The sequence below is a fragment of the Gemmatimonas groenlandica genome (genome assembly GCF_013004105.1).
In the GTDB taxonomy this organism is placed as follows: domain Bacteria; phylum Gemmatimonadota; class Gemmatimonadetes; order Gemmatimonadales; family Gemmatimonadaceae; genus Gemmatimonas; species Gemmatimonas groenlandica.
On the sequence record NZ_CP053085.1, the window covers coordinates 3,100,319 to 3,122,745 of the forward strand.

A 22,427-nucleotide genomic window follows, 5' to 3' on the forward strand; every position below is an offset into this window, starting at 1 on the left:
CGCCATGACGCCGCCATCTGAGCACACCGCAGTTCCGCTGCACCCCAGTGGGCACATCGACGGCTTCGCGCGGGCGCAACTGCCGCCGGTCGAACAGTGGCCGGTGATCACGCTCGAGGGTGTCTACGCGGTGCCGCCGCGACTGAACACGGCGGTGGAGCTACTCGACCGTGCCATCGAGGAAGGGCACGGCGATCGCGTGGCGATCGTCGTGCCCGACGGTCTCGGTGGCTGGGAAGAGACGACGTACGCTCAACTGGCGGTGCAGGTCGACGCCTTGGCGCACGTACTCGTCAACGATCTCGGGCTCGTGTCTGGCAATCGTGTCTTGTGCCGCGGCTACAATGGCCGGTTCATGACCGTAGCGTGGTTGGCGACACTCAAGGCTGGTATGGTGGCCGTGACCACGATGCCGATGCTGCGCGCTGGCGAATTACGCATGGTGATCGAGCGAGCGCAGTGTAACGCGGCGCTGTGCGATGCACGGCTGCTGGAAGATCTGGAGACGGCCACCGCGGGGACCCCCTCGGTTCGCGCCGTACGATGCTGGGGTGGTGACGACGCCGACGACCTGCAGCACGCCATGGCGCGACACACCGCACCGTTCACGGCGTCGTCTACCTCGAGTGACGATGTCGCGCTCATTGCGTTCACCTCGGGCACCACGGGGATTCCGAAGGGATGCATGCACTTTCATCGGGACGTGATGGCGATGTGCCGTGGTTTCTCGGCGCAGGTGCTCGGCATCACGGCCAACGATCGGTGCATCGGCACCCCACCGATCGCGTTTACTTTCGGGCTCGGTGGACTGGTGTGCTTTCCGATGGCTGCGCGAGCCAGCGTGGTGTTGCTCGAGCGTGCGTCGCCGGAGAGTCTGCTCGACGCCATCGCGGCGACCCGCGCCACCGTCAGCTTCACCGCGCCCACCTTCTATCGGCACATGTCGATCGCGATCCGTGAGCACCCGGCGCGTTTCGACACCGCCTCGCTTCGCGTAACCGTGTCGGCCGGCGAGGCCCTGCCCGATGCCACGCGCACGCTCTGGCGCGAGGCCACCGGCCTCGAGATGCTCGATGGCATCGGCGCCACGGAGTTGATCCACGTGTTCATCGGTGCGGCGGGCAAGGATTGGCGACGTGGTGCGATCGGCCGCGCCGTGCCCGGCTACACCATCGCCATACTCGACGACGCGTTGCGCGAGGTGCCCCGAGGGGAGGTAGGGCGACTGGCCGTGCGCGGTCCGACCGGCTGTCGCTACCTCGCCGACGCCCGACAGTCCTCCTACGTGCAAGGCGGCTGGAATCTCACCGGCGATGCCTGCACCATGGACGACGACGGCTATGTGTTCTTCAAGGCACGCACTGACGATCTCATTGTCTCGGCAGGCTACAACATCGGCGCCCCGGAGGTCGAAGGCGCGCTGCTGCAGCACGAAGCGGTAGCCGAGTGTGCGGTGGTCGGGCTGCCCGACGATGAGCGCGGTCAAGTGGTGACCGCCTTCGTCGTGCTTCGTTCCGGCATCGATGGTGACAGTGCCCTCGTGCGAGTACTGCAGGAGCATGTGAAAGCCACGATTGCGCCATACAAGTATCCGCGGCAGGTGCAGTTCGTGAGCGCGCTGCCCAAAACCGACACCGGAAAGCTCCAGCGATTCCGCCTCAAGGAGAGCAGCTGATGCATCGCACGTTGCAACCAGATGGTTGGTCGCGTCCCCGCGGGTACGCCAACGGCATCTCGGCGCGCGGCCGGCAGATTCACGTGGCCGGTCAGATCGGGTGGAACGCACAGCAACAGATGGTGAGTGACGACTTCGTAGCGCAGGCGAGGCAAGCCCTGCGCAACATCGTCGAAGTGTTGGCCTGCGACGGGGCCACACCGGAGCATCTTGTGCGCCTCACATGGTACGTGACCGACCGCGAGCGGTACATCGCCAGCGGTGCCGCGTTGGGTGAAGCCTATCGCGAAATCCTCGGCCGTGTGTATCCCGCGATGTCGGCGGTGCAGGTGTGCGCGTTGATGGAACCCGATGCCCTGGTTGAAATCGAAGCCACCGCCATCGTACCGGATGAGCCCCTATGACCGGCGCACGCGATGTGCTGGTGAGCGACTGCATAGACGGTGTCATCACCATCACGATCGACCGGCCCGATGCGCGCAACGCGCTCCGCCATCAGACCATGAGCGAGCTGGCCGCCGCGATCGAGGCGGCTGATGCCGACGACCACGTGCGATGCCTTGTGCTGGCAGGAAGCGCGCGCGCCTTCGCGGCGGGTGCCGACATCACCGAGATGCTCGCGCTCGACGGACCGGCGCTACTGAGTCATCCGCGCACGCTTGCCTGGCAGCGGATCTGGAGCGCGGGGTGTCCGATGATCGCCGCGGTGGAAGGCGTGGCATTCGGCGGCGGCAACGAGCTCGTATTGAGCTGCGATATCGCCATCGCGGGCGCGGCGGCGCGATTCGGTCAGCCGGAGATCACCCTCGGCTGGATGCCGGGCGCGGGTGGGACACAGCGATTGGCGAGAAGTGCCGGCAAATCGATGACGATGCAGTTGGTGCTCACCGGCGACGCGATCGACGCGCCCACGGCCCTTCGCGCTGGCATCGTCTCCGAGGTCGTGCCGGCCGGCGGCGCGCTGGCCCGCGCAATCGAGATCGCGCACCGCATCGCCTCGCATCCACGGGCGGCCACGCGACTGGCTCGGCAGGCCGTTCTGGATTCCTACACCACCACACTCAGCGACGGGCTCCTCGCAGAGCACACGTCGTTTCGCTATCTCGCCTCGAGCGACGAACGGAACGCGCGAATGCGCGCGTTCCTGGATCGCGCCCGCGCTACTTCTTGAACCAGTAGCGTACGCCGAGACGCACGCCGAACATCTCGGATGTCATCTGCGCGAGCGACTCCGCCTTTCCGTTCACTTTCCACGTGCTGAAGTTGCCGCTGGTGTAGGTGCCGGCGCCCTCCACCGACATCTTGTCGGTCTGAAACACCATGACACCGACACTGACCGTGGCGCCGCCGTTGAAGGCGCTGAAGTCACTCGTCACACCGGCGTTGTCGGGATACTCGAACGCCAGCCGCCGAAGGGCAAGACCGGCTTCCGCGAATGGGCGCACGCGCGCACCGGGCGACGACATCCAGCGCAGTCCAAGATCGCCCTGCAGCACGGCGTAGTCGGTCGACTCGGTGATGATCTCCGACTTCGACGCGATGCGCGCCAGCCGGCCCACAAGCGACAAACGCGGCGAGGCGCCGTACGCGATTTCGCCGCCGAACCCAAGTGCGGTGCTACCGCTGGCTCCGGGATAGATCGCGGTGTTCATCGTACCGCCGACGCCGTGTACCGCCGCACTGATGCCAAGCGTAGACGGCGAGAGCGCCTGAGCGCCGACGGCCGGCGCGGCGACCAACAGGGCAACGAATGTCAGCGCAGCGCGGCGTACCGAGATGTGCATAGGAGAGTCCGGATGTGCGATGGAAGAGTTGACGCTCATTCAGCGATGTACCGCCAGGGCGCCGACGGCGAGGCGCGCCGCCAGATCGTGAAGAACGCGGAACCAGGACTGGGGGCGCTGGGATCCTGTTGCACCTTGGGGCGGATGACGCCGAAGGTGATGCCAAGATCGCCACTCGAGGACACCAGCGCCGTATCGGCACCCCACGTGATCGTCGCCGGCGAATCACCATTCACCGGTGCCACCGCCCGCGCGATGTTGGCGGCACCCACCACGAACTGCGGATCGTCGGGGCCGCCCATGTTCACGGCATCGTCGGAGCCCATATCGGCGAACGCGCGCGACAGGCCCACACGCTGCGCGAGCTGCGAAAAGCCTGCTTCGGCATTCACAAGGCTGCGGTAGTAACGCGCGACCACGTCGGTGTTGGTGGTGGGTTTCACGATGCGGGATGGCAGCGACGGTGCGTGCGGCTCGGAGGCGAGCGGCGCAGCACCGATAGGGCGGCGCTTCCACGCGGCCACGCGCCACCCGCGCGGCTCGCGCACCCAGTACGCCATGTACTTGGAATGCGAGAGACGGCCATCAGGATGCTCGGCGGCGAGATAGCCGAAGGTGAAGCCGTGCAGACCGTCAGCCGAGACGCCACCGCGAATCGGCGCCCACGACAGCTTCGCGACGCTGTCCGGCGACTGCAGCATGGCGCGTATGACGGCCGCCTTGCCCTTCACGATCTCGCCGCGTTGCCACGGCGCGATCACGCCGTCGGCGAACATCGCGTCGAGCGCTGCACGCATGGAGAGGTCACTGCTCGTTTTCGAGAAGGCACGATCGATCTCGAGCAGCGTCGTCACCGCCGCCAATGGCGCCGGATCCGCGACGAGGCGGTCGCTGTTGCGACGGGGCGCGGGCTGCCGCTGAGCCGCGAGGCGTGTCCCACCGTGAAGGGGGGTCAGCACTGCGGCCAACAGCAACGCCGAAGTAACGAGGAGTGTCGGGCGCATAGATGAAATCTACGGCCCGACACTCCCGCTCGTTACGGCTCCCGTCTCAACAGGTGGTCATTCTGCTTTTTCCCACGTCGGGCGTTGTAGCTGCGCTGCATCTGGTACTTGGCTTCGACCTCGCTGAACGCACGACTCTCGTAGCGCTCCGCCAGCCCCTGGAGGTCCTGCGCCTGCGCCTGAAGGTCGTCGGCAAATTCGGGATGCTCCGCCAGCGCGCTGCTCGAAAGCGAGTTCACCATCATCCGCATTTCGTCTTCCGCACCCAGCGCATCGCCCTCCCGCTGACGGCGTGCCGCCTCCTCGCGGGCCTTGGCGGCCCGAGCTAGCAGCACAGCATGCTCGACCGCCGGCACCAGCGTGGACTGCGTTTCCAGCGACGCCGCCACACCGAGGGTCATTGCGCGACGCTCCACCCCGCCGCCGTCGATGAGTACGTCGGCCGACACGACCAACGTCGCGATCGGTGCTCCACTGCCGGCCAGCGCCTCGAGTCGATCAACCGGCACGAACAGTTCGACCAGGACTGGCTTGGGCTCGCTCGCGTAGAGATCGCCCAGATCGAACGTGAACGTGTTCGCCACCGAGGTCGCGGGCCAGCTGGAATGCGTGGCAAACACCGCCACCGAGTCCTCCAGCGTCAGCGTGACTGAGAGCCCCTGCGCCGAGACCGACAGCAGATTCCCCATCTCTTCGGCGAGTACATCCTGCGCCTGATCGGGACGCTCGACATACCAGCTGTTGCCGCCGCCGGCGTCAGCCATCGAACGCAAGAGGTCGTCGTCGTAACCTTCGCCGACACCAATGGTGGTGGTGGTGATCCCCATCGCGCGGGCGGTTCGGGCCAGCTCGACCAACGTGGACGGATCGGTGATGCCGGCATTGGCATGTCCATCAGTGAGCAACACGATGCGGCGCGACGATCCCTCGAGGGAGCCGAGCATCCCGAGCGCCCGCTCCATGTGTTGGCGACCGCGGAGCCAGCCACCGCTCAGGTTCGTGCTGCCGCCGCTGTCGATGTCGCTCACCTGTTGCACCAGCTGGACCTGGCGGGCCCGCGGGGCGGGCGGTGCCACGACGTCCACCTGTCCGTCGAAGGCGATGACGGACACCACGTCATCGGGATGCAGACGCTCGACGGCACTGATCGAAGCGGCCTTGGCGGCCTCCAATCGGTCGCCGTCCATCGACCCGCTCCGGTCGAGTACGAGGGAGATCGCCAGCGGGGTGCGCTGGCGGTGAACCGGCACCGTGCCGGAGATGGTCAGGAGGGCCCGGACCACCACGCCGGCCGGACCGGCGGGCGGGGCGATAGGCTGGTGATCGACGAGTAGGACGGCATCCATCAGACAAACTCCGCGTTGGAGGATGTCTGTACAGTGCGAACGGGGTCTGACAGTGGCCGCCGGCGCGCCCTACACCTGACGACGGGCCATCGCCGCGAGAGCGGTCATGATGCCCCCGAACAGCACCATCACCACGCCCCAGACCAAGTTGATGTTGATCCCGCCGGATTGGGCATACATGGCCGTATCCGCGCTGGTTACGAGTCCGAAGACCGCCAGAATCGCGCCGAGCAAGAGAAAGAGCACGCCGATCGGCATTCGAAGGTCGAGATTGGCAGCACCACTCACAGGCGAGTCCCCCGACGCTAGAAGAAGAGCACGTTGAGCACGACCGTGCACGTGAGCACACCCACCGCGAACACCGACGGTCGCTGATACCAGTATTGCACATCATCCACCGGCTTCGGCGTCAGAGAATACACGAGTCCTTCAAGCTCACGGTCGGGGCGCGGCGCGGTGGCCAAACTGACGACGATCGTGACCAGGAAGCAGGTCGTGAACGCCGCGATCGCCGTCCAAAAGGTCTGCGCCATCTCGCTCGGGTACGTGATGAGCGTGGCGAAGTACCCTCCCTTCACACCGGGAGAGGAGCCCGCTGCCAGCGAGATCCCATGATGAATGGCGGGCGCGATGGTTCCTGCCACCAGTCCCCAGAACGCACCGTGTCCGGTGCTGCGCTTCCAGAACATGCCCAGCGCAAAGGTCGCAAACAGCGGCGCGTTCACGAACGCGAACACGAGTTGCAGAAACTCCATGATGTTGTTGAATGCGCCGGCCACGTACGCGGCCGCCACTGACAGCGCGATGCCGCCCACCGTCGCGGCGCGCCCCATCCAGAGGTAGTGCTCGTCGCTTGCCGACTTCTTGACGTGGGCCTGATAGATGTCGTACGTCCAGACGGTATTGAACGCGGTGACGTTGCCCGCCATGCCCGACATGAATGACGCGATCAACGCCGTGAGTCCAAGCCCCAGCATGCCGGTGGGGAACAGCTTGACCAGCATCATCGGCGTCGCGAGATCGTAGTCGAGCACCACATGGCCCAGGCTGTCCATCAACGGCGTGCCGGCTTCCGTGAGCTTGGGTGGGATAATATTGTCGCCCATCGCCAGCGCGATCATGCCGGGCACGATCACGAGGAACGGGAACAGCATCTTGGGTACAGCCGCGATGAGCGGCGTGCGGCGCGCAGCGGTCATCGAATCGGCCGCCATGGCACGCTGCACCACGAGAAAGTCGGTGCACCAGTAGCCGAACGAGAGCACGAAACCGAGCCCCATCACCATGCCGAACCACTCGATACCGATGGAGTTCGTGGAGGCCGACCCCATGCCCTGCCACGCGTGCGTGTAGGCGTACTCGGGTAGTCCTCGTTCGGTGGCCGTGGTGGCGAGTTTGCTGGTCAGGCCACCCCATCCCCCGACATTGCGCAGGCCGATCCACACCAGCGGCGCGAAGCCGAACACGATCATGAAAAACTGCAGCACTTCGTTGTAGATCGCGCTGGTGAGACCGCCCAGCAGCACGTACGCCAGCACGATACCGGCCGACACCAGCACGCTCGTGTCGAAGTCCCATCCCAGCAGCAGATTCAACAGCTTGCCCATCGCGTACATCGACACGCCGCTCGAGAACACCGTCATCGCGGCAAAGGCGAACGCGTTCAGCGTGCGAGTCTTCTCGTCGAAACGAAGCTTGAGATATTCGGGTACCGATCGCGCCCGCGAGCCGTAGTAGAACGGCATCATGAAGATGCCGACGAATACCATCGCCGGAATCGCACCGATCCAGTAGAAGTGAGCGGTCGCGATGCCGTACTTGGCGCCCGACGCACCCATGCCGATCACTTCCTGCGCGCCGAGATTCGCCGAGAGGAACGCCAACCCCGTGACCCATGGCGGCAGCGATCGCCCCGACAGCAGAAAGTCGTTCGACGTGCGCATCCTCCGCCGCAACGCCCAGCCAATGCCGAGCACGACGGCAAAGTAGATGGCCATCACAACGTAGTCCAACGCGGTGATCTGGGTCATGAGCGAAGGCACGAGAGGGGAACAACGGGGCACGCCCGCTCGCCATCAAACACCCCCCTGTGCTGCATGTCAAGATTATTATCCATCAATGCAATTCCCGCGTGCCGCCGGCATCCTGCTGCATCCAACGTCCCTGCCGTCTCCCGGTGGCATCGGAGACATGGGCCCCGATGCATTTCGATTCGTTCGCTGGCTCGCCGACGCGGGCATGAAGATCTGGCAAGTGCTCCCACTCGGTCCCACCGGATACGGCGACAGCCCCTACCAGTGTTTCTCGGCCTTCGCCGGCAACCCATTGCTGATCCACGTGCCCGAGCAGGCTCGCGCGCACTTCGGCCACGATACGGAGCCGAACTCGGCACACGTGTGCGACTTCGGCACCGTGATCCCGGCCAAACGCGCGCTGCTCGATGCGTGGCTCGGCACGATTCCGTTCGACGAGGCGGTACGCCGTTTCGTGCGCGAGCAAGAATCGTGGCTGCCTGACTACGCACTCTTCATGGCGCTCAAGCAGGCGCACGACGGTGCCTCGTGGACCGCGTGGGAACGCGGTGCAGCACAGCGCGACCCGGAGGCGTTGCGAACGTGGCGCGAGAAGCTGCGCCCCGGCATCGAGCGCTGCTACAAAGAGCAGTATGTGTTCGCCGGGCAGTTTCAGGCGCTGCGCAACGCCTGCGCGGCGCAGAACATCCAGCTCATGGGCGACGTGCCGATCTACGTCGCCCACGATTCCGCCGACGTGTGGGCGAATCGTGCGCTGTTCAAGCTGCACGACGACGGCACGCTCGTCGTGCAGGCCGGCGTACCGCCGGACTATTTCAGCAAGACAGGTCAGCTCTGGGGCAATCCCCTCTACGACTGGGACGCGATGTCGCACGATGGCTATCGCTGGTGGATCGAGCGCATGCGCGCGTCCCTTGCGATGTTCGACGCAGTGCGTCTCGATCACTTCCGCGGATTCGAGGCATTCTGGGAAGTCCCCGCCGATGACACCACCGCCGAGAACGGTCGTTGGGTGCAGGGACCCGGCGCGGCGCTCTTCACGGCGCTCACGGCAGCGCTGGGGCCGATGCCGATCGTGGCCGAAAACCTCGGACTCATCACGCCCGAAGTCGAAGCGTTACGCGCACAGTTCGAGTATCCGGGCATGGCGATTCTGCAGTTCGCCTTCAGCGACCCCGCGTCCGAGTTCAGTCCGCATCGCTATCTGCGGGAACTTGTGGTGTACACCGGCACGCACGACAACGACACGACGGTTGGCTGGTGGAATTCGTCGGGCGCCGGTGATTCCACGCGCGATCCGGAAGCGGTCGAGCAGGAGAAAGCGTTCGCGCGGCAGTATTTGAATACGGACGGCGGCGATATTCACTGGGCTCTGATGCGCGCGGCCTTGGCGTCGGTGGCCAATACCGCGCTCGTACCGCTGCAGGATGTACTCGGATTGGGCAGCGACACGCGCATGAATCTCCCCGGTCGTCAGTCAGGCAACTGGGGTTTCCGCTTCTCATGGGACCAGCTTCCCGCCGCGCTCACCGCGCGGATGCGCGAGCTGGCAGAGACGTACGGCCGTTAGCGCGGGCGCGCGCCGCCTGGCACGTGCTCCTCGTCCGCCTCGCCAGCGGGGGGCGGCTCGTACGCGTAGGTGAGCACCATCGACACGATCCAGCCGATCACCGTCCATCCCAGCAGCAGGTTGATCGCGGTAATCTTCCATTTGCGTGAACTGCCACGCCTCCAGGCCAGCATCGACGGCAGGATATACACGCCGAAACAGGCAATGACCATCACGAAACCCTTGGGGACGCCACCACCGGTGTACGCACCAGTGAAGTCAGCGGGGGGCTCGAGCGATTGGAGTAGCAAAACGGGCACCATCTCTCAAATATAGACACATGCGCCATAGCTTTCCGTTCGCCGATCTCGCGCTGGCCCGCCGCATCGAGCGCGCCGAGGGGCACGCCAACGCCGCATTCGTGCAATCGCGCGCCGCGGTCGATCCGGCGTCGGGCGCGACGCTGCTCGATGTCGGCGGCACCCTCGCCCTGTTTGACGGCGTGGGCTCGCCGCTCACGCAAACGTTCGGACTCGGTGTCGCAGAAACGCCAACGGCCATGCTGATGGATACCCTCGAAGCCTTCTTCCTCGAGCGCGGTGCGGGCGTGATGCACGAAGTGAGTCCCACCGTGGATCCCTCGGTACTCGCGCTGCTCTCGTCGCGCGGATATCACCCGATCGAACTCACCAGCGTGCTCGTTCAGCCGATCGACGCGGCGAGCATAGCGGCGGGCGTAGCGGCAAGCACCGACGTCATGGTGCGGCGCGCGCGTGACGGAGAGGCCGACCACTGGGCGGCGGTCGCGGCCAGCGGGTGGGGAGAGTCGCCGGAGATCGTGGAGTTCGTGCGCGCGATGGGTGAGGTAAGCGCCCGCGCGGCGGATACGTACGCGTTCTTCGCCGAGTCGCTCGGTGAACCGATCGCGACCGGCAGCTTGCATATGCACGACGGTGTGGCGGTGCTCGCCGGTGCGAGCACGATTCCGTCGGCACGTCGGCGCGGCGCGCAGAACGCCCTGCTGTCGGCGCGATTGGCGTTCGCGCGTGAACAGGGTTGCGATCTCGCTGTGATGGGTGCCCTGCCCGGTAGCGCGTCGCAACGCAATGCCGAGCGCAATGGCTTTCGCTTGGCCTACACGCGGATCAAGTGGGCGCTGGGCGCGTAGTCCGCGCCCAGCGCTGCACCGTAATGGAACCCGCTAGAACTGCTGGCCACCGCGTCCATTGAAGCGCGGATTGACCACCGTGTTGTAGATGGAGCCGAACGTGTAGCTCATGCCCAGCTGAACGAAAAAGCGGTAGTTCGTCGCCAACGCCTGCTGTCGCGCGATGACTTGGTTGTCCGACAGCGCCCCGCGACGCAGATACAGCTGATCGTTCACGCGCGAGTAGTTGCCGCCGACGTTGATCGCGAGTCCTTTGGCGATGCGCAGGTCGGTGAATCCACTGATACCGTAGCTGTTGTAGCTCACGTCGTGCAAATACTGCGAGCCGTACAGGGACATGTTCACCGATCCCCACGGCTGCCGCGCGTTCCACGCCACCGTGAGATTGTGCACCGGACGCGTTTCCGTGGTGCGATCGTAGATCGTGACGTCCTGATAGCGCATGGACGCGATGCCGACGGCGTAGAACGCGGTCAGCTGACGGCGCGTGAATTCCTTGTACGGGAACACGTTGTACTCGAGCGCCGGCGTGACCCGTAGGTTGAGATCGTAGTTGTTGTAGTCGGAGAACTGCGAGCTGGCGGTGATACCGGCCGAGAGGTGGTCGCCGAGACTCTTCACAAGCAGCGCGTTGCCGCCGTAGTTGCGCTGAATGTTCGTAAAGGTTTCGCCGTCGCCGAGCTCGAAGCGGCTCTGGTCGTAGCCAAGGTTCGCGCTGAGATTCACCTTCAGCGACTGCGTCACGCGATTGGCGCTGATCGTGGAGAAGCCGTTCACGAACGATTGCCGTTTCTCCCCATTGCCAAATCCGTTCACCGACACACGATAGACCCAGAAATTCCAGGGGTCCTTCACCGACTTGGGACTGGCCGACGCGGTGGTTGGTGCGGCGTAGTTCAACGTAAGGCGCGACGCGAGGGGCGTCCGCGCGGCGTAGGGCCCGAGCAGGAGCGAGAAGGTTCGCGCCAGCTGTCGGCGCACGACATCGTCCGCATCGTTCGGCGCCACGAACACCACGGCGGTATCGGCACGGCCGCGATTGGCGGACTGCCCGATCGCCGCAATCGTATACTCCGAGCCTCCGGAACCGGTGCGCAGAGAGGTGACCAGCAACAGCACGTCCGACACCAGCCGGTCGCGGACGAAGTTCACCCACCGCATCTGGTCGCGGAAGAAATCGTAGTCGCAGCGACTACTCTGGCAGTCGAGGTACACGCGAACCGCCGCGGCCTGCGACGTATCCGGGGCAACGGCCGGCACGGCTGGCGTGCTGGGGACCGTGGGCTGCGCCATTGCTGCTCCGGGGGCAATCACGAGGAGCAGGGCCAACAGCAACGTGGGACGCAAAGGCATTCGAAGGGGGGAAGGGAGGCGGGACAAGCTGCAGCGCCGTGACTTTCTTCAGTCCCGACGCCATCATCAAGCAGACAGCACGAGGTACACAAATCGTTTACACAATGTTTCCCCACCCTCCTTTCCTTACAAAGTCCTCCATGAGCAGCGACCGTCGCATTTTCCTGAAAACGGCCGGCCTCAGCGCGGCAGCGCTGGCGTCAGCATCCTCGGCGCTTCACGCCGCTGAACCCACGGCGCTGCCACTCGACACCGTGGCCGAGGAGCTGGAAGCCTGGGAGCAGGCCCGCGCCGAAACGTGGGACACCAGCTGGACGAAGAAAGTCACCGGCAAACACAAGGCAATGTTCGACGTGCCGGAGATTCGCGACGGTGTCGGCATCTTCCGCGCCGGGATCTGGGGACGCCAGTACACCGAGGTGCTGAAGCTCGCGCCGGGTGACCTGAGCACGGTCATCGTCATTCGTCACGCCGCGATTCCGCTGGCCATGAACAGCGAGTTCTGGGCCACCTACGGCGTCGGCAAGGAGCTCAAGCTGAAGGACGAGAAGGGCAAGAAGTGGGCGATGTCGAATCCGATGCTGTCCAACGCCAGCACCGATATGCAGAACTCGTTCAGCGCACTATTGCTCGACAAACAAATGGCCAACGGTGCCATCGTGCTCGGCTGCGGTATGGCGTTCAATCAGATCGTCTCGACGGTGGCAAAGCAGGACAAACTCAAGCCGGCCGAGGCGCGCGAGAAAGCCAAGTCATTCCTGATTCCCGGCGTGATCCTGCAGCCGTCCGGGATATTTGCGAACGTGATGGCTGAGGAAGCCGGGTGTGCGTTCGTGAACGCGGTGTGATGCGTTAACGCGTAGCTGAGAACTCGCAACTGCGAACTCCCTAGGAAGCAGGAAGGAGGGTATCAGGGGGCAGGAAGGAGTAACGGCGCGCCGTGCTCCTGCCTCCTCCCTCCTGATACCCTCCCCCCTGCTCACTAAGCTGTTGGCAGTTGCAGTTACCGCCTACACCGCATCCGACAACGAGCTGAACGTAAAGTCTCTTACCTTGATCGGCGGCATGTACACCGCGCCGCCCGCGCTGAGGTTTTCCGACGCATTGATGCGGATCGTCGGGCCCATCGCTTCCAGATTGTTCAGGAAGAAGATCGGCGACTCATTGAAGCGGAAATTCTTGATCGGGCGCGTGACCTTGCCGTTCTCGATCAGGAACGTGCCGTCGCGCGTGAGCCCCGTGTAGAGAATCGTGCGCGGATCGACGCCGCGAATGTACCAGAAGCGCGTGACCAGAATACCGCGCTCCGTGCTCTTGATCATGTCGGCCACGCTGGTGGTGCCGCCCACCATGCGCAGCGAGCGTGCCCCGCCGCCACCGCCTCCGCCACCACCACCGCCGGCGCGCGTGGGCGGCACGCACGCCCTGCTTCTGCGCCCAGAAGCGATCGTAGTTCAGGTTCTTCACCATGCCGTTCTCGATCCACGTGATCTTCTCGAGCGGCATACCGTCGCCGTCGTAGCCTCCACTCGTGCTTGGCGAATCGGCCGGGTCGGTGAGCAGCGTGACACGCTCGTCGACCACCTTGAGGCCGATCTTGTTGCCGCCGCCCTGCTTCGAGAAGAACGAGCGACCTTCATCGGCCGAGCGTGCCTGCATGGCACCGGCAATCAACTGCACAAGATTGCCCACCGCCGTGGGTTCGAGGATCGTGGTGTAGCGACCTGGCTCGATCGCCACCGGATTCCGCGAGTCCTTGGCCTTCTGCACGGCCGTGGCGGCCACGCGCGCCGGATCGAGATCCGAGAACGTGTTGCCATCGGTGCAGGCCCAGCCGGAGCCGGTGCCGTCGGGCGAGCGCACGGTGGTCGTCATCGTGACCGACGAGCTCGAGTCGTAGGCGAACAATCCCTTCGAGTTCGCGAGCGCCGATGCACCTGCGCGGCACTCGATGAAGCCCGTCGCGATCAGTTCGTTCGCACGCGCCAGTTCGGTCACGATCTTCGACGCCGCCGCACGCTCCGTCGGTGACGGCAGCGTGATGCTGCGCTCGCGCGGTGCCGGATACGTTTGCGCGCCAAGCTCCGGCATGCGCTCCGGATTCGGCGGCACCAGCTTCGCGATCTCGTACGCCTGCTTCGCCGCCGCGGCGAGCGAGGCTTCGTCGAGACGATTGGTATTCACGCTCGCCGCGCGATTGCCGGAGTACGCCGTGATCGTGACCTGCGTGTCCTGGTTCTCACCCGACGTGGTGACCTGATTCAACGCGAAGCGTGTATCCGCACGCGCCGCACTGTTGATCGAAACGCGTGTCTCTTCCGCCGGTGAGTTGCGCAGCGCGCGCTGCGCGATCTCCTGCGCCTCGGCGCGCGTGAGAATCCCAGCCGGCGCGTACGCCGGCGTATACAGAGAACGGGGGCCGAATTCGCTCACGCCCTCCTCCCGGTGTTGATGATGTTGGTCTGCTGGAAGAGCGACGGCACGCAGCCGTGGCTCACGGAGTTCGACTGGCCCGGCTGTCCCTTGGCATCGCCGAAGGCGCCGCCGAGTTCATAGCTCTTCTGGCCGCCGATCGCCTTCAGTGACTTCCAGAAATCGGGCGTACGGAACTGATACGCGACGTCCTTGAGCTGCCCCACGATTTTGCCACCCTTCACTTCGTAGAAGATCTGGCCGGCGAACTGTCCGTTGTAGCGCTGCTGATCGATCGAGAACGAGCCATCGCCGACGATCGCAATGCCCTTGTCCATCGTACCGATCATGCTCTCGAACGTGTTGTCGTTCTTGCCCGGCACCATGCTCACATTCGGCATGCGCTGGAACTGCACGTCGGCCCAGCTCTGCGCGTACGAACAACCATACGAGCGCACCGGCTTGCCCACGCTCTTGTAGTAGTCGGTCATCATCGTGGCCTGCTCGCGCGTGGTCTGGTAGTCCACGAAAACGCCGTTCTTGATGATGTCGAACTTCACCGGCTTCACGGCTTCATCGTCCCAGCCGATCGCACCGAGCGATCCCTTCTGCTCACGGTCGCCGACCACGTTCAGCAGATCCGATCCGATGCGCAGCTTGCCGAGCACCTGCGCCGGCGGCGCGATGAAACTCGTGCCGGCGTAGTTGGCTTCGAAACCGAGCGCACGATCGAGCTCGGTGGGGTGCGCGATCACTTCGTGCACCGTCAGCCACAAATTCGACGGGTGCAGCAGCAGGTCGTAGCGACCCGGCTCCACCGGCTTGGCGCTCAACTTCTGCACCGCCAGCTCCGCCCACTTGGGCGCGCGTTCGGCCATCTTCGAGTTGATCACCCACTCGTAGCCCAGGCCCATCGGCGCAATCTCGCTGCTCTGCACCGTCTGGAAGTCGGAGAAGTCGGCCGACACCGCCGTGACGGACATGCTGGGCGAGGTGCGATAGATCGTCTGCACGAGGAACGATCCGTCGCTCGTCATCAGCGATTTTTCTTCGCGCAGGAAGAACATGCTCGACGTGACGTTACGGATGCCCTTCACCTTGAGCGCCGACTCATTGGCGGCCAACAGCAGCGCCACCTTGTCGGTGATCGCGACGTTGAACGGGTCGGTTTCGATGGGGCTCTTCCACTCACCCACCTGATTGCCAGGCGTGGGGGCAAGCTGCACCGGACGCAGCTGACTGGCGCGGTTGGCCCGGGCCTGTTCGAGCGCGGCGCGGGTGGCCGTGGCCACCGAGTCTTTGTCGAGACGGCTGGTGGCGGCGAAGCCCCAGGCACCGTCGACCAGCGTGCGCACGCCAAGGCCGAACGTGTCGGTGTCACTCACACCCTGCACGATGCGATCGCGCGTATTCACGTTCTGCTGGCGGCGGGCCGCCACGCGGACGTCGGCGTACGAGGCGCCACCGGTCTTCGCGACGTCGAGCGCCGCCTGCATAAGGGCCTTGATGGCCGGATCATCGGCCGACGGCAAATCGGACGAAATGAGGCCGGGGGCGGCGATCAGCGAACCGGAGGGGGCCAGCGCGGAAGCCGATCGCGTAGCGACCAAGCCACCGGCGGCCACGGCGGCGCTTGCCTTGAGAAAATCGCGGCGGGAGCGTGTCATGAGCAGATCATGAGCAGGGCGGGAGGAGACACGGACCGCTCACGGGCGTGCCATGGGCGGGTCCGGTACGGACCAACGGTCGTAGCAACTTACGCGACCGACCGCGGTCCTGTTGAACGCCGTGGGCTGAACGCCGCGCGATCGATTTCTCTTTAGCTTTCACGAGTCCGGCTCGCGTCATCACGGCGCGTTCCGTCCCTCACGTTTCGTCGTTGGAGCCTTTCCGACCATGTCCCTGCTCCGTCGCCCCGCTCTGACCGTCGCACTCGCTGTCGCCGTCACGAGCCCGCTTGCCCTGTCCGCCCAGATCCTCCAGAAGGCGCCCGGCGCCCCGACCACGCTCACGCCGGCCCAGCAGGATGCGCGCGCGATCTACAAGGAGATGGTCGAGATCAACACGGTGGACTCCGTGGGGTCGGTCACGAAGGCCGCGCAGACCGTCGCGGCCCGCTTCAAGGCAGCAGGCTTCCCCGCCGGGGATATTCACCTGGTGGGCCCTGCCAGCGCCCCCGCCAAGCAGAATCTGATCGTGCGCTACCGTGGCAAGGGGCGCGGCAAGCCAATCCTGCTGCTGGCGCACCTCGACGTCGTCGCGGCGATCCGCACCGACTGGCCGCGCGACCCGTTCACCATGACCGAGCAGGACGGGTACTTCCTCGGCCGTGGCGTGGCCGACGACAAGTCGATGGCGGCGATTCTTACGGCCAATGTGCTGCGCTACAAGAAGGAAGGCTGGGTGCCCGAGCGCGATCTCATTCTGGCACTCACCGCTGACGAAGAGGGCGGTGGCGACAACGGCGTAAGTTGGCTGATCGCCAATCATCGTGAGCTTATCGACGCCGAGTACGCCATCAACGAAGGCGGCGGCGGTACGCTGCAGGATGACAAGCCGCTGTTCCACTCCATTCAGGCGGCCGAGAAGGTGTACAACGACTTCACGCTGACCGTGCTCAACACCGGCGGTCACTCGAGTGTACCGCGCAAGGACAACGCGATCTATTCGCTGGCGAATGCCCTCGCCCGCATCGAGAAGTACACGTTCCCGGTTGAGCTGAACGACATCACGCGTCCGTTCTTCGAGCAGACGGCGAAGGTGGAAATGCCGTCGCTCGCCGCGGCGATGAAGGCGTTGGTGGCCAATCCCGCTGATACGGCAGCGGCTCGCATTATCTCCACCGATCCGCGCTATGCCTCGATGCTGCGCACCACCTGCGTGGCCACCCGACTCTTTGCCGGTCACGCGAACAACGCGCTACCGCAGACGGCCACGGCGAATGTGAATTGCCGCATCGCGCCCACGAGCACCGGCACGCAGGTGAAGGCGAGGCTCGAGCAGGTGATCGGCGACGCGACGGTAAAGGTCACCGGATCACGCGAGGACCGTAAAGACGGCGCGCCGGGCCCGATCAACGCCACCTTGCTGCAGGCCACCACGCAACTCACGAACAAGATGTTCGGCGGCGTGCCCGTGATTCCCACGATGAGTACGGGAGCCACGGATGGCTATCGCCTGCGTGCGGTGGGCATCCCCACGTACGGCGTCAGCGGCATCTTCTCGTCGCCCGGCGAAACCAATGCGCATGGGCGCGACGAGAAGTTGCGTGTGAAGAGCTTCTACGACGGACTCGATTTCCTGTACGAGCTGGTGAAGCAGGTGGCCGGCCCCAACGCGGGCAAGCCGATTTCCTGAGTCACCAGTGGTGCCACCGGCATGAAGCGTGTCGTTACACCTTCATGCCGGGTTCGCTCTCGATCACGGCGCGCGCGATATCGACCATGCGCACTGAGCGATCCTGGCTGCTGCGCTGCATGATGCGATAGGCTTCCTGCTCGCTGCTGCCGGTGCGGCGCATGAGAATGCCCTTGGCGCGTTCGATCAGCTTGCGCGCTTCGAGCTGCGCCTTCGCTTCGGCGGCTTCGCGACGGGCCGACAGCAGTTCACGCGCCCGTGTCACCGCCATGCGCAGCGTGGCATCGAGCGTCGTCGGCGGCGTCGGCTTGGGCAGCAGCGCCACGGCCGTGCTGCGCAACACGTCGGCCGTGCTCAGGGTGAGCGACAGATCGCCGGTGATCAACACCACCGCGGTGCCGGGCAACGCGGCCGCGATCTCTTCAGCCGCCTGCACGCCGCTGGCGCCGGGCATGTGCATGTCGAGGAGCACCGCATCGGGCGTGAACTGCTGCGCCTTCTCGATGGCCTCCGTCCCGCTCTCGACTTCGGCAACCACCATGTGGCCAAGCGCGCCGAGAAGGTCGACGAGGGTAGACCGCTCAAGGGCGTTGTCTTCGGCCACCAGCACGCGAATGGTCGACGGCAGATCCGACATATTCTTACTCGGTTGTAGAAGCGGGAGCAGAACGCCCCGCAATGTGAGCCTGCAATTCGGCAGCGCGCAACGGTTTGCGGAGGACAAACTCCGCGCCGTGCGACTCGCCGGTATCGGCAATGGGTTCCCAGCCGGAAATCACCCCGACCCGGACGTCGGGCACCTTGCGACGAACATACTGCACCAAGTCCCAGCCGCTGCCGTCGGGCAGCCCCACATCCGTCAGCATGAGATCGTACGGGATTCCGGCGCTGGACGCGAGTTTTTCGCGCGCTTCGGCACAAGTTGCCACCGCATCCACCTGATGGCCATCGGCCTGCAGGATACGCCGCAGGAACTCGCGCCCGTCGTCGTGGTCCTCGACCACGAGGATACGCTGCGGGACCACCGGCAACGACGAGGCGTCCGGCTCCGCGTCGGCGGGCTCGATACCCACGGCGCGCGGCAGCCGCAGGGTCACTTCCGTGCCGCGCCCCGGCACGGAGGAAATGGTCGCCGTGCCTCGGTGCCGGCGAGCGATCCCGTAGACCTCAGCCAACCCCAGTCCAGAGCCTTTCGAGCCCTTCGTGGTAAAGAACGGCTCGAAGGCCCGCTCACGCACATCGGCGCTCATCCCTACGCCCGTGTCGCGGATCGCGAGACAGGCGTCAGCCCCCTCTTCGAACGTCCGCACGGTGAGCGTCCCTCCATCCGGCATGGCGTCGACCGCGTTTTGCACGAGGTTGAGCAACGCTTCACGGATTTCGCCGGGGAGCCCACGCGTGCTGACCATGGGAGCGAATTGCCGCACGATCAGCACTTCACCGGCGTCACTGGATCGACGCAAGCGCATCGGCTCGGTGAGATCGAGCACGTCCTCGGCCATCGCCGAGAGGTCGAGCGCCTCGTCGCCGCCGGCATGGACCGGCTCCTGGCGGATGAAGCGCCCGACACGCGACGCGGTCGCGGCCGCGATCTCGGCCGCCTTCTGGATGCGATCCGCATAGTCACGCACGGCGTCGGGCGACTCGGCGTAGTGGCGGAGCAAGTACGCCGCCGCCATGATCGGATTGAGGGCGTTGTTCACGTCGTGCATGACGCCCGCCGCCAACTGCCCGACCGCTGCGAGGCGACGCTCGCGCAGGTGATCTTCATGCGACTCGATCAGCGCCCGCGACCGCTCCTCGACGAGGCGCTCGAGATGCTCACGCTCGTGCGTGACTTGGTCCTGCAGTTCCGCCTCGCGCCCTTCGCGCTCGTGCAGCTGGCGCTCGAGCCGCTGGTGATCAGTCACGTCGCGATCCAGCAGCACGACGCCAGTGACCTGCTGCTGTTCGTTTCGGACGGGCGCTGCGAAGGACTCGATCACCCGCTGCGCGCCGAGTCGGCGCACTTCCAGCAGTTGCCCTCGCACCACGTGACCGGCGAGCGCGCGCATGGCCGGGGCATCGAGAAAGGACAGCGGACGATTGTTGGCGATGTCGTGCGGCGCGTCGAACTCCCATAACTCGCGGACAGTCGCCGGCGTCCGCGTGGGATGCTGGAGGCTGGCCGCGTCGTTCGACTGCAGAATGCACCCGGTCAGGTCGGTGATCCGCACGGCCGACGGCGTAAGTCTCATCAACGCCGACAGCTCTCGATCGATACGCGCCGACTCGGTGCGCTGTTCGTCGCGCGCCGACGCGTCCGTCGCCGTGAACAGCAGCAACTCGTCGTCGAAGGGCACGGCGCGCACGTCGACGACGCGCCCGTCACGGCCGAGGGGCATCTGTTGCGTGGTCGGCGCGCTTCCCGCGACCGCACGGCTGAGCAGGGCGGTGCCCGCCGCGCCGAGCGGCAGGAGCACCACGCTGGACGGCTGTGACGACAGCGGTGCGCGGGCATCGACCACGAACCACTCGCGCCCCAATGCATTGACGGCGTAGAGCATCCCCGAACGCAGAAAGAACGCAGCGGCCGACGGTAGCGCCTCCAACAATGCCGTCGCACGCGCCAGATCTGGCGCGTCCGGCACGGTGGGTTTCACCTGGTCCGTCGAACTGCGTTCTGCCATGCTTTCACCGCTCGCATGGCAAGACACCCCACAGGCGACCGCATTGTCGCGTATCGGGGCGCTTCACCATTCGGGAATTCGGAGCCTGCTGCTCTTACAACACTAGCGACGATTGGTCCCAACGGTCAAACGCGCCCTCGATCGGTCGCGGCGGCGCTACAGCGTGATGTCCGTCCGCTCAGTACTTTGGTGCCATGGCTCCCTCGTTCCGCTCGACACTCCGACGCGTTCTGCTCATGCAGGCCGTCACGCTCGCCCTGCTCTGGTACCTGCAGGCGCGGTACACCCTGATCACGCCCTGAGCCCTCATGCATTGGATCAATTGGGCCATCGTGGCGGTGTACCTGGCGGTCGTGGTCTTCGACGGCCTCCGCCGCACGCGCGGTACCACGAACATCGAAGGCTACTTTCTGGCCAACCGCAGTCTGCCATGGTGGGCGGTCGGTCTATCGGTCATGGCCACACAGCTGTCGGCGGTCACGCTGATCGGGACCACCGGCCAAGGCGCTACCGACGGCCTCCGCTTTGTGCAGTTCTACTTCGGGCTACCGATCGCGATGGTGATCCTCGGGGTGACCATCGTGCCGTTCCTGCACGGGGCCAAAGTCTACACGGCCTATGAATTCCTCGAGAAGCGCTTCGACGCGAAAACGCGCTCACTGACGAGCTTCCTCTTCCTGCTCTCGCGCGGCATGTCGTGCGGCACGATCATCGCCGCCCCCAGCGTCGTACTGTCGGCCATTTTCGGCTGGGATATCACGTGGTGTGTGGCGCTGATCGGCATTCCCACGGTCATCTACACTGTACTGGGCGGTGTGCAGGCGGTGACGTGGGCCGACGTGAAGCAGATGTTCGTGATCGTCGGGGCGTTGGTCGCGATCGTTGTCGTGCTCATTATGCGCATGCCTGTTCCGCTCGACAACGCGCTCGAAATCGCCGGCGCTACCGGCCGACTGCGCGTGTTCGATTTCTCGTTCAACCTTTCGGAGACGTACACATTCTGGTCGGGAATCCTCGGCGGCACGTTCCTCATGCTGTCGTACTTCGGTACCGACCAGAGCCAGGTGCAGCGCTATCTGGCCGCCAAGTCGGTCGATCAGGCACGCAGCTCGCTGCTGATGAGCGCCTATTGGAAGATTCCACTGCAGGCGCTGATCCTGCTGATCGGTGTGCTCGTGTTCCTGTTCTACACGTTCACGCCGGCGCCCATGCTGTTCAATCCGCAGCACAGCGCGCAGGTCCAGCAAAAGGAGCCGGCCACCTTCGCGGCGCTCGAGGCGCGCTACTCCGCGGCCATCACCCAGCGCGGCGCGGCCGCCCGCGAGGCGTCGACGGACATCGACAACGGCGCCGATGCGGCCACGAAGAGCGCGCTGCTCGCGTTCCGCAGCGCCGACTCGTCGGTGAACGTGGTGCGCAAAGACGCGCTGGCCGCCGCGGGCCGCGTCACGGGCGAAGCATCGAAGGACGTGAACTACATCATTCCGCGCTTCGTGCTCGACCACCTGCCCCTTGGCTTCGCCGGGGTGTTTCTCGCCGCCGTGCTGGCCGCCGCCATGTCGAGCATTGCCGCCGAGCTGAATTCGCTCTCGACGGCGAGTGTGGTGGACTTCTATCAGCGCTGGTTCAGGAAGGAAGGCACCGACGCGCACTTCCTGTTCGTGTCCAAGGCCGCCACCGCCATGTGGGGCGTGTTCGCCTGCGTGGTGGCGGTGTACGCCGCCAACCTTGGCTCCCTGATCGAGGTCGTGAATCGGTTCGGGTCATTTTTCTACGGCTCGATTTTAGGCGTGTTCATTCTGGCCATGATCCCGCGCACGCGCGCCTTCGGCGCTTTCGTGGGCTTGCTCAGCGGCATGGGTGCCGTGGCCGCGGTGTCGTTCGGTGTGCCCACTTTGAGCTTCCTGTGGCACAACGTGATTGGGGCGGTGGTGGTGGTGGTTGTCGGGTCGGTGCTGAGCGTGGGGGATCGGAAACTGCCAACGGCTTAGGAAGCAGGGAGGAGGGTGTCAGGGAGGAGGAAACAGGACGGCGACGCCGTCCCACTGCCTCCTCCCTCCTGATACCCTCCTTCCTG

At 65.2% G+C, this 22,427-nt stretch carries 19 protein-coding genes and 1 pseudogene; 8 read left to right on the forward strand and 12 right to left on the reverse strand.

The features are described from left to right. Window positions 1-4: 4 nt before the first annotated feature. The 3 genes from HKW67_RS13070 to HKW67_RS13080 are packed head-to-tail and all read left to right on the forward strand — an operon-like array spanning window position 5 to window position 2,846. Window positions 5-1,675: an AMP-binding protein gene (locus HKW67_RS13070; RefSeq protein ID WP_206044414.1), complete on the forward strand. Its 1,671-nt coding sequence runs from the start codon at window positions 5-7 to the stop codon at window positions 1,673-1,675. Beyond that, window positions 1,675-2,079, forward strand: coding sequence for a RidA family protein (locus tag HKW67_RS13075; protein ID WP_171225799.1), 405 nt, complete (start codon window positions 1,675-1,677; stop codon window positions 2,077-2,079). Before HKW67_RS13070 ends, HKW67_RS13075 begins: the two co-directional genes overlap by 1 nt. After that, the gene (locus HKW67_RS13080) at window positions 2,076-2,846 is read left to right on the forward strand and encodes an enoyl-CoA hydratase-related protein (RefSeq protein ID WP_171225800.1); all 771 of its coding nucleotides are present in this window, start codon (window positions 2,076-2,078) and stop codon (window positions 2,844-2,846) included. The genes HKW67_RS13075 and HKW67_RS13080 overlap by 4 nt, the downstream gene beginning before the upstream one ends. Here HKW67_RS13080 and HKW67_RS13085 read toward each other — a convergent pair. The 5 genes from HKW67_RS13085 to HKW67_RS13105 form a co-directional block, all read right to left on the reverse strand. Continuing rightward, complete coding sequence (locus tag HKW67_RS13085; RefSeq protein ID WP_171225801.1) at window positions 2,836-3,459, reverse strand: outer membrane beta-barrel protein; 624 nt, start codon at window positions 3,457-3,459, stop codon at window positions 2,836-2,838. The two genes, HKW67_RS13080 and HKW67_RS13085, sit on opposite strands and share 11 nt — an antisense overlap. Before the next feature lie 35 nt (window positions 3,460-3,494). Beyond that, entirely contained in the window at window positions 3,495-4,463 is a 969-nt protein-coding gene (locus HKW67_RS13090) for a hypothetical protein (protein WP_171225802.1), read from the reverse strand. Between the two features lie 32 nt (window positions 4,464-4,495). Continuing rightward, complete coding sequence (locus HKW67_RS13095; protein ID WP_171225803.1) at window positions 4,496-5,809, reverse strand: vWA domain-containing protein; 1,314 nt, start codon at window positions 5,807-5,809, stop codon at window positions 4,496-4,498. A gap of 69 nt (window positions 5,810-5,878) precedes the next feature. Further along, the gene (locus HKW67_RS13100; RefSeq protein WP_206044415.1) at window positions 5,879-6,097 is read right to left on the reverse strand and encodes a hypothetical protein; all 219 of its coding nucleotides are present in this window, start codon (window positions 6,095-6,097) and stop codon (window positions 5,879-5,881) included. Between the two features lie 17 nt (window positions 6,098-6,114). Then, window positions 6,115-7,839, reverse strand: a complete 1,725-nt coding sequence (locus HKW67_RS13105) for a sodium:solute symporter family protein (RefSeq protein WP_171225804.1) — start codon at window positions 7,837-7,839, stop codon at window positions 6,115-6,117. A gap of 88 nt (window positions 7,840-7,927) precedes the next feature. On the opposite strand from HKW67_RS13105, the gene malQ reads away from it, so the two are divergent. Further along, window positions 7,928-9,412: a 4-alpha-glucanotransferase gene (gene malQ, locus HKW67_RS13110; protein ID WP_171225805.1), complete on the forward strand. Its 1,485-nt coding sequence runs from the start codon at window positions 7,928-7,930 to the stop codon at window positions 9,410-9,412. Here malQ and HKW67_RS13115 read toward each other — a convergent pair. Then, a complete protein-coding gene (locus HKW67_RS13115) occupies window positions 9,409-9,714 on the reverse strand; it encodes a superinfection immunity protein (RefSeq protein WP_171225806.1) in 306 nt (101 codons plus the stop codon). The two genes, malQ and HKW67_RS13115, sit on opposite strands and share 4 nt — an antisense overlap. Window positions 9,715-9,731: 17 nt before the next feature. Here HKW67_RS13115 and HKW67_RS13120 point away from each other — a divergent pair, with 17 nt between their 5' ends. Beyond that, the gene (locus HKW67_RS13120; protein ID WP_171225807.1) at window positions 9,732-10,559 is read left to right on the forward strand and encodes a GNAT family N-acetyltransferase; all 828 of its coding nucleotides are present in this window, start codon (window positions 9,732-9,734) and stop codon (window positions 10,557-10,559) included. A 33-nt stretch (window positions 10,560-10,592) separates the two neighbouring features. On the opposite strand, the gene HKW67_RS13125 is transcribed toward HKW67_RS13120, so the two are convergent. Next, complete coding sequence (locus HKW67_RS13125) at window positions 10,593-11,912, reverse strand: hypothetical protein (protein WP_171225808.1); 1,320 nt, start codon at window positions 11,910-11,912, stop codon at window positions 10,593-10,595. A 140-nt stretch (window positions 11,913-12,052) separates the two neighbouring features. Here HKW67_RS13125 and HKW67_RS13130 point away from each other — a divergent pair, with 140 nt between their 5' ends. Next, a complete protein-coding gene (locus HKW67_RS13130) occupies window positions 12,053-12,760 on the forward strand; it encodes a hypothetical protein (RefSeq protein ID WP_171225809.1) in 708 nt (235 codons plus the stop codon). A gap of 162 nt (window positions 12,761-12,922) precedes the next feature. Here HKW67_RS13130 and HKW67_RS22540 read toward each other — a convergent pair whose 3' ends face one another. From HKW67_RS22540 to HKW67_RS13140, 3 genes and pseudogenes are all read right to left on the reverse strand, one after another. After that, on the reverse strand, window positions 12,923-13,264 hold the full coding sequence (locus HKW67_RS22540) for a metallopeptidase TldD-related protein (protein ID WP_269141192.1): 342 nt from the start codon (window positions 13,262-13,264) through the stop codon (window positions 12,923-12,925). A 112-nt stretch (window positions 13,265-13,376) separates the two neighbouring features. After that, window positions 13,377-14,345: pseudogene (locus HKW67_RS13135) on the reverse strand (metallopeptidase TldD-related protein); the annotation flags it as partial. Beyond that, window positions 14,342-15,991, reverse strand: coding sequence for a TldD/PmbA family protein (locus HKW67_RS13140; RefSeq protein WP_171225810.1), 1,650 nt, complete (start codon window positions 15,989-15,991; stop codon window positions 14,342-14,344). The gene HKW67_RS13140 and the pseudogene HKW67_RS13135, both read right to left, overlap by 4 nt. 229 nt (window positions 15,992-16,220) lie before the next feature. Here HKW67_RS13140 and HKW67_RS13145 point away from each other — a divergent pair, with 229 nt between their 5' ends. Beyond that, window positions 16,221-17,681, forward strand: a complete 1,461-nt coding sequence (locus HKW67_RS13145; protein WP_171225811.1) for a M20/M25/M40 family metallo-hydrolase — start codon at window positions 16,221-16,223, stop codon at window positions 17,679-17,681. 34 nt (window positions 17,682-17,715) lie between these two features. On the opposite strand, the gene HKW67_RS13150 is transcribed toward HKW67_RS13145, so the two are convergent. Further along, window positions 17,716-18,318 carry an ANTAR domain-containing response regulator gene (locus tag HKW67_RS13150; protein WP_171225812.1) on the reverse strand — a complete coding sequence of 201 codons (603 nt, stop codon included), beginning with the start codon at window positions 18,316-18,318 and terminating at the stop codon, window positions 17,716-17,718. Between the two features lie 4 nt (window positions 18,319-18,322). Further along, window positions 18,323-20,350, reverse strand: coding sequence for an ATP-binding protein (locus HKW67_RS13155; RefSeq protein WP_171225813.1), 2,028 nt, complete (start codon window positions 20,348-20,350; stop codon window positions 18,323-18,325). A gap of 308 nt (window positions 20,351-20,658) precedes the next feature. On the opposite strand from HKW67_RS13155, the gene HKW67_RS13160 reads away from it, so the two are divergent. Continuing rightward, window positions 20,659-22,341 carry a sodium:solute symporter family protein gene (locus HKW67_RS13160; protein ID WP_171225814.1) on the forward strand — a complete coding sequence of 561 codons (1,683 nt, stop codon included), beginning with the start codon at window positions 20,659-20,661 and terminating at the stop codon, window positions 22,339-22,341. Window positions 22,342-22,427 lie beyond the last annotated feature (86 nt).

What these genes read in the sequence shown, in the direction of transcription:
- HKW67_RS13160 (WP_171225814.1), top strand. Translation starts at nt 20,659, where the DNA reads ATGCATTGGATCAATTGGGCCATCGTGGCGGTGTACCTGGCGGTCGTG.
- HKW67_RS13130 (WP_171225809.1), top strand. Translation starts at nt 12,053, where the DNA reads ATGAGCAGCGACCGTCGCATTTTCCTGAAAACGGCCGGCCTCAGCGCG.
- HKW67_RS13115 (WP_171225806.1), bottom strand. Translation starts at nt 9,714, where the DNA reads ATGGTGCCCGTTTTGCTACTCCAATCGCTCGAGCCCCCCGCTGACTTC.
- HKW67_RS13120 (WP_171225807.1), top strand. Translation starts at nt 9,732, where the DNA reads ATGCGCCATAGCTTTCCGTTCGCCGATCTCGCGCTGGCCCGCCGCATC.
- HKW67_RS13080 (WP_171225800.1), top strand. Translation starts at nt 2,076, where the DNA reads ATGACCGGCGCACGCGATGTGCTGGTGAGCGACTGCATAGACGGTGTC.
- HKW67_RS13140 (WP_171225810.1), bottom strand. Translation starts at nt 15,991, where the DNA reads ATGACACGCTCCCGCCGCGATTTTCTCAAGGCAAGCGCCGCCGTGGCC.
- malQ (WP_171225805.1), top strand. Translation starts at nt 7,928, where the DNA reads ATGCAATTCCCGCGTGCCGCCGGCATCCTGCTGCATCCAACGTCCCTG.
- HKW67_RS13070 (WP_206044414.1), top strand. Translation starts at nt 5, where the DNA reads ATGACGCCGCCATCTGAGCACACCGCAGTTCCGCTGCACCCCAGTGGG.
- HKW67_RS13145 (WP_171225811.1), top strand. Translation starts at nt 16,221, where the DNA reads ATGTCCCTGCTCCGTCGCCCCGCTCTGACCGTCGCACTCGCTGTCGCC.
- HKW67_RS13095 (WP_171225803.1), bottom strand. Translation starts at nt 5,809, where the DNA reads ATGGATGCCGTCCTACTCGTCGATCACCAGCCTATCGCCCCGCCCGCC.
- HKW67_RS22540 (WP_269141192.1), bottom strand. Translation starts at nt 13,264, where the DNA reads ATGGTGGGCGGCACCACCAGCGTGGCCGACATGATCAAGAGCACGGAG.
- HKW67_RS13155 (WP_171225813.1), bottom strand. Translation starts at nt 20,350, where the DNA reads ATGGCAGAACGCAGTTCGACGGACCAGGTGAAACCCACCGTGCCGGAC.
- HKW67_RS13085 (WP_171225801.1), bottom strand. Translation starts at nt 3,459, where the DNA reads ATGCACATCTCGGTACGCCGCGCTGCGCTGACATTCGTTGCCCTGTTG.
- HKW67_RS13150 (WP_171225812.1), bottom strand. Translation starts at nt 18,318, where the DNA reads ATGTCGGATCTGCCGTCGACCATTCGCGTGCTGGTGGCCGAAGACAAC.
- HKW67_RS13105 (WP_171225804.1), bottom strand. Translation starts at nt 7,839, where the DNA reads ATGACCCAGATCACCGCGTTGGACTACGTTGTGATGGCCATCTACTTT.
- HKW67_RS13090 (WP_171225802.1), bottom strand. Translation starts at nt 4,463, where the DNA reads ATGCGCCCGACACTCCTCGTTACTTCGGCGTTGCTGTTGGCCGCAGTG.
- HKW67_RS13075 (WP_171225799.1), top strand. Translation starts at nt 1,675, where the DNA reads ATGCATCGCACGTTGCAACCAGATGGTTGGTCGCGTCCCCGCGGGTAC.
- HKW67_RS13125 (WP_171225808.1), bottom strand. Translation starts at nt 11,912, where the DNA reads ATGCCTTTGCGTCCCACGTTGCTGTTGGCCCTGCTCCTCGTGATTGCC.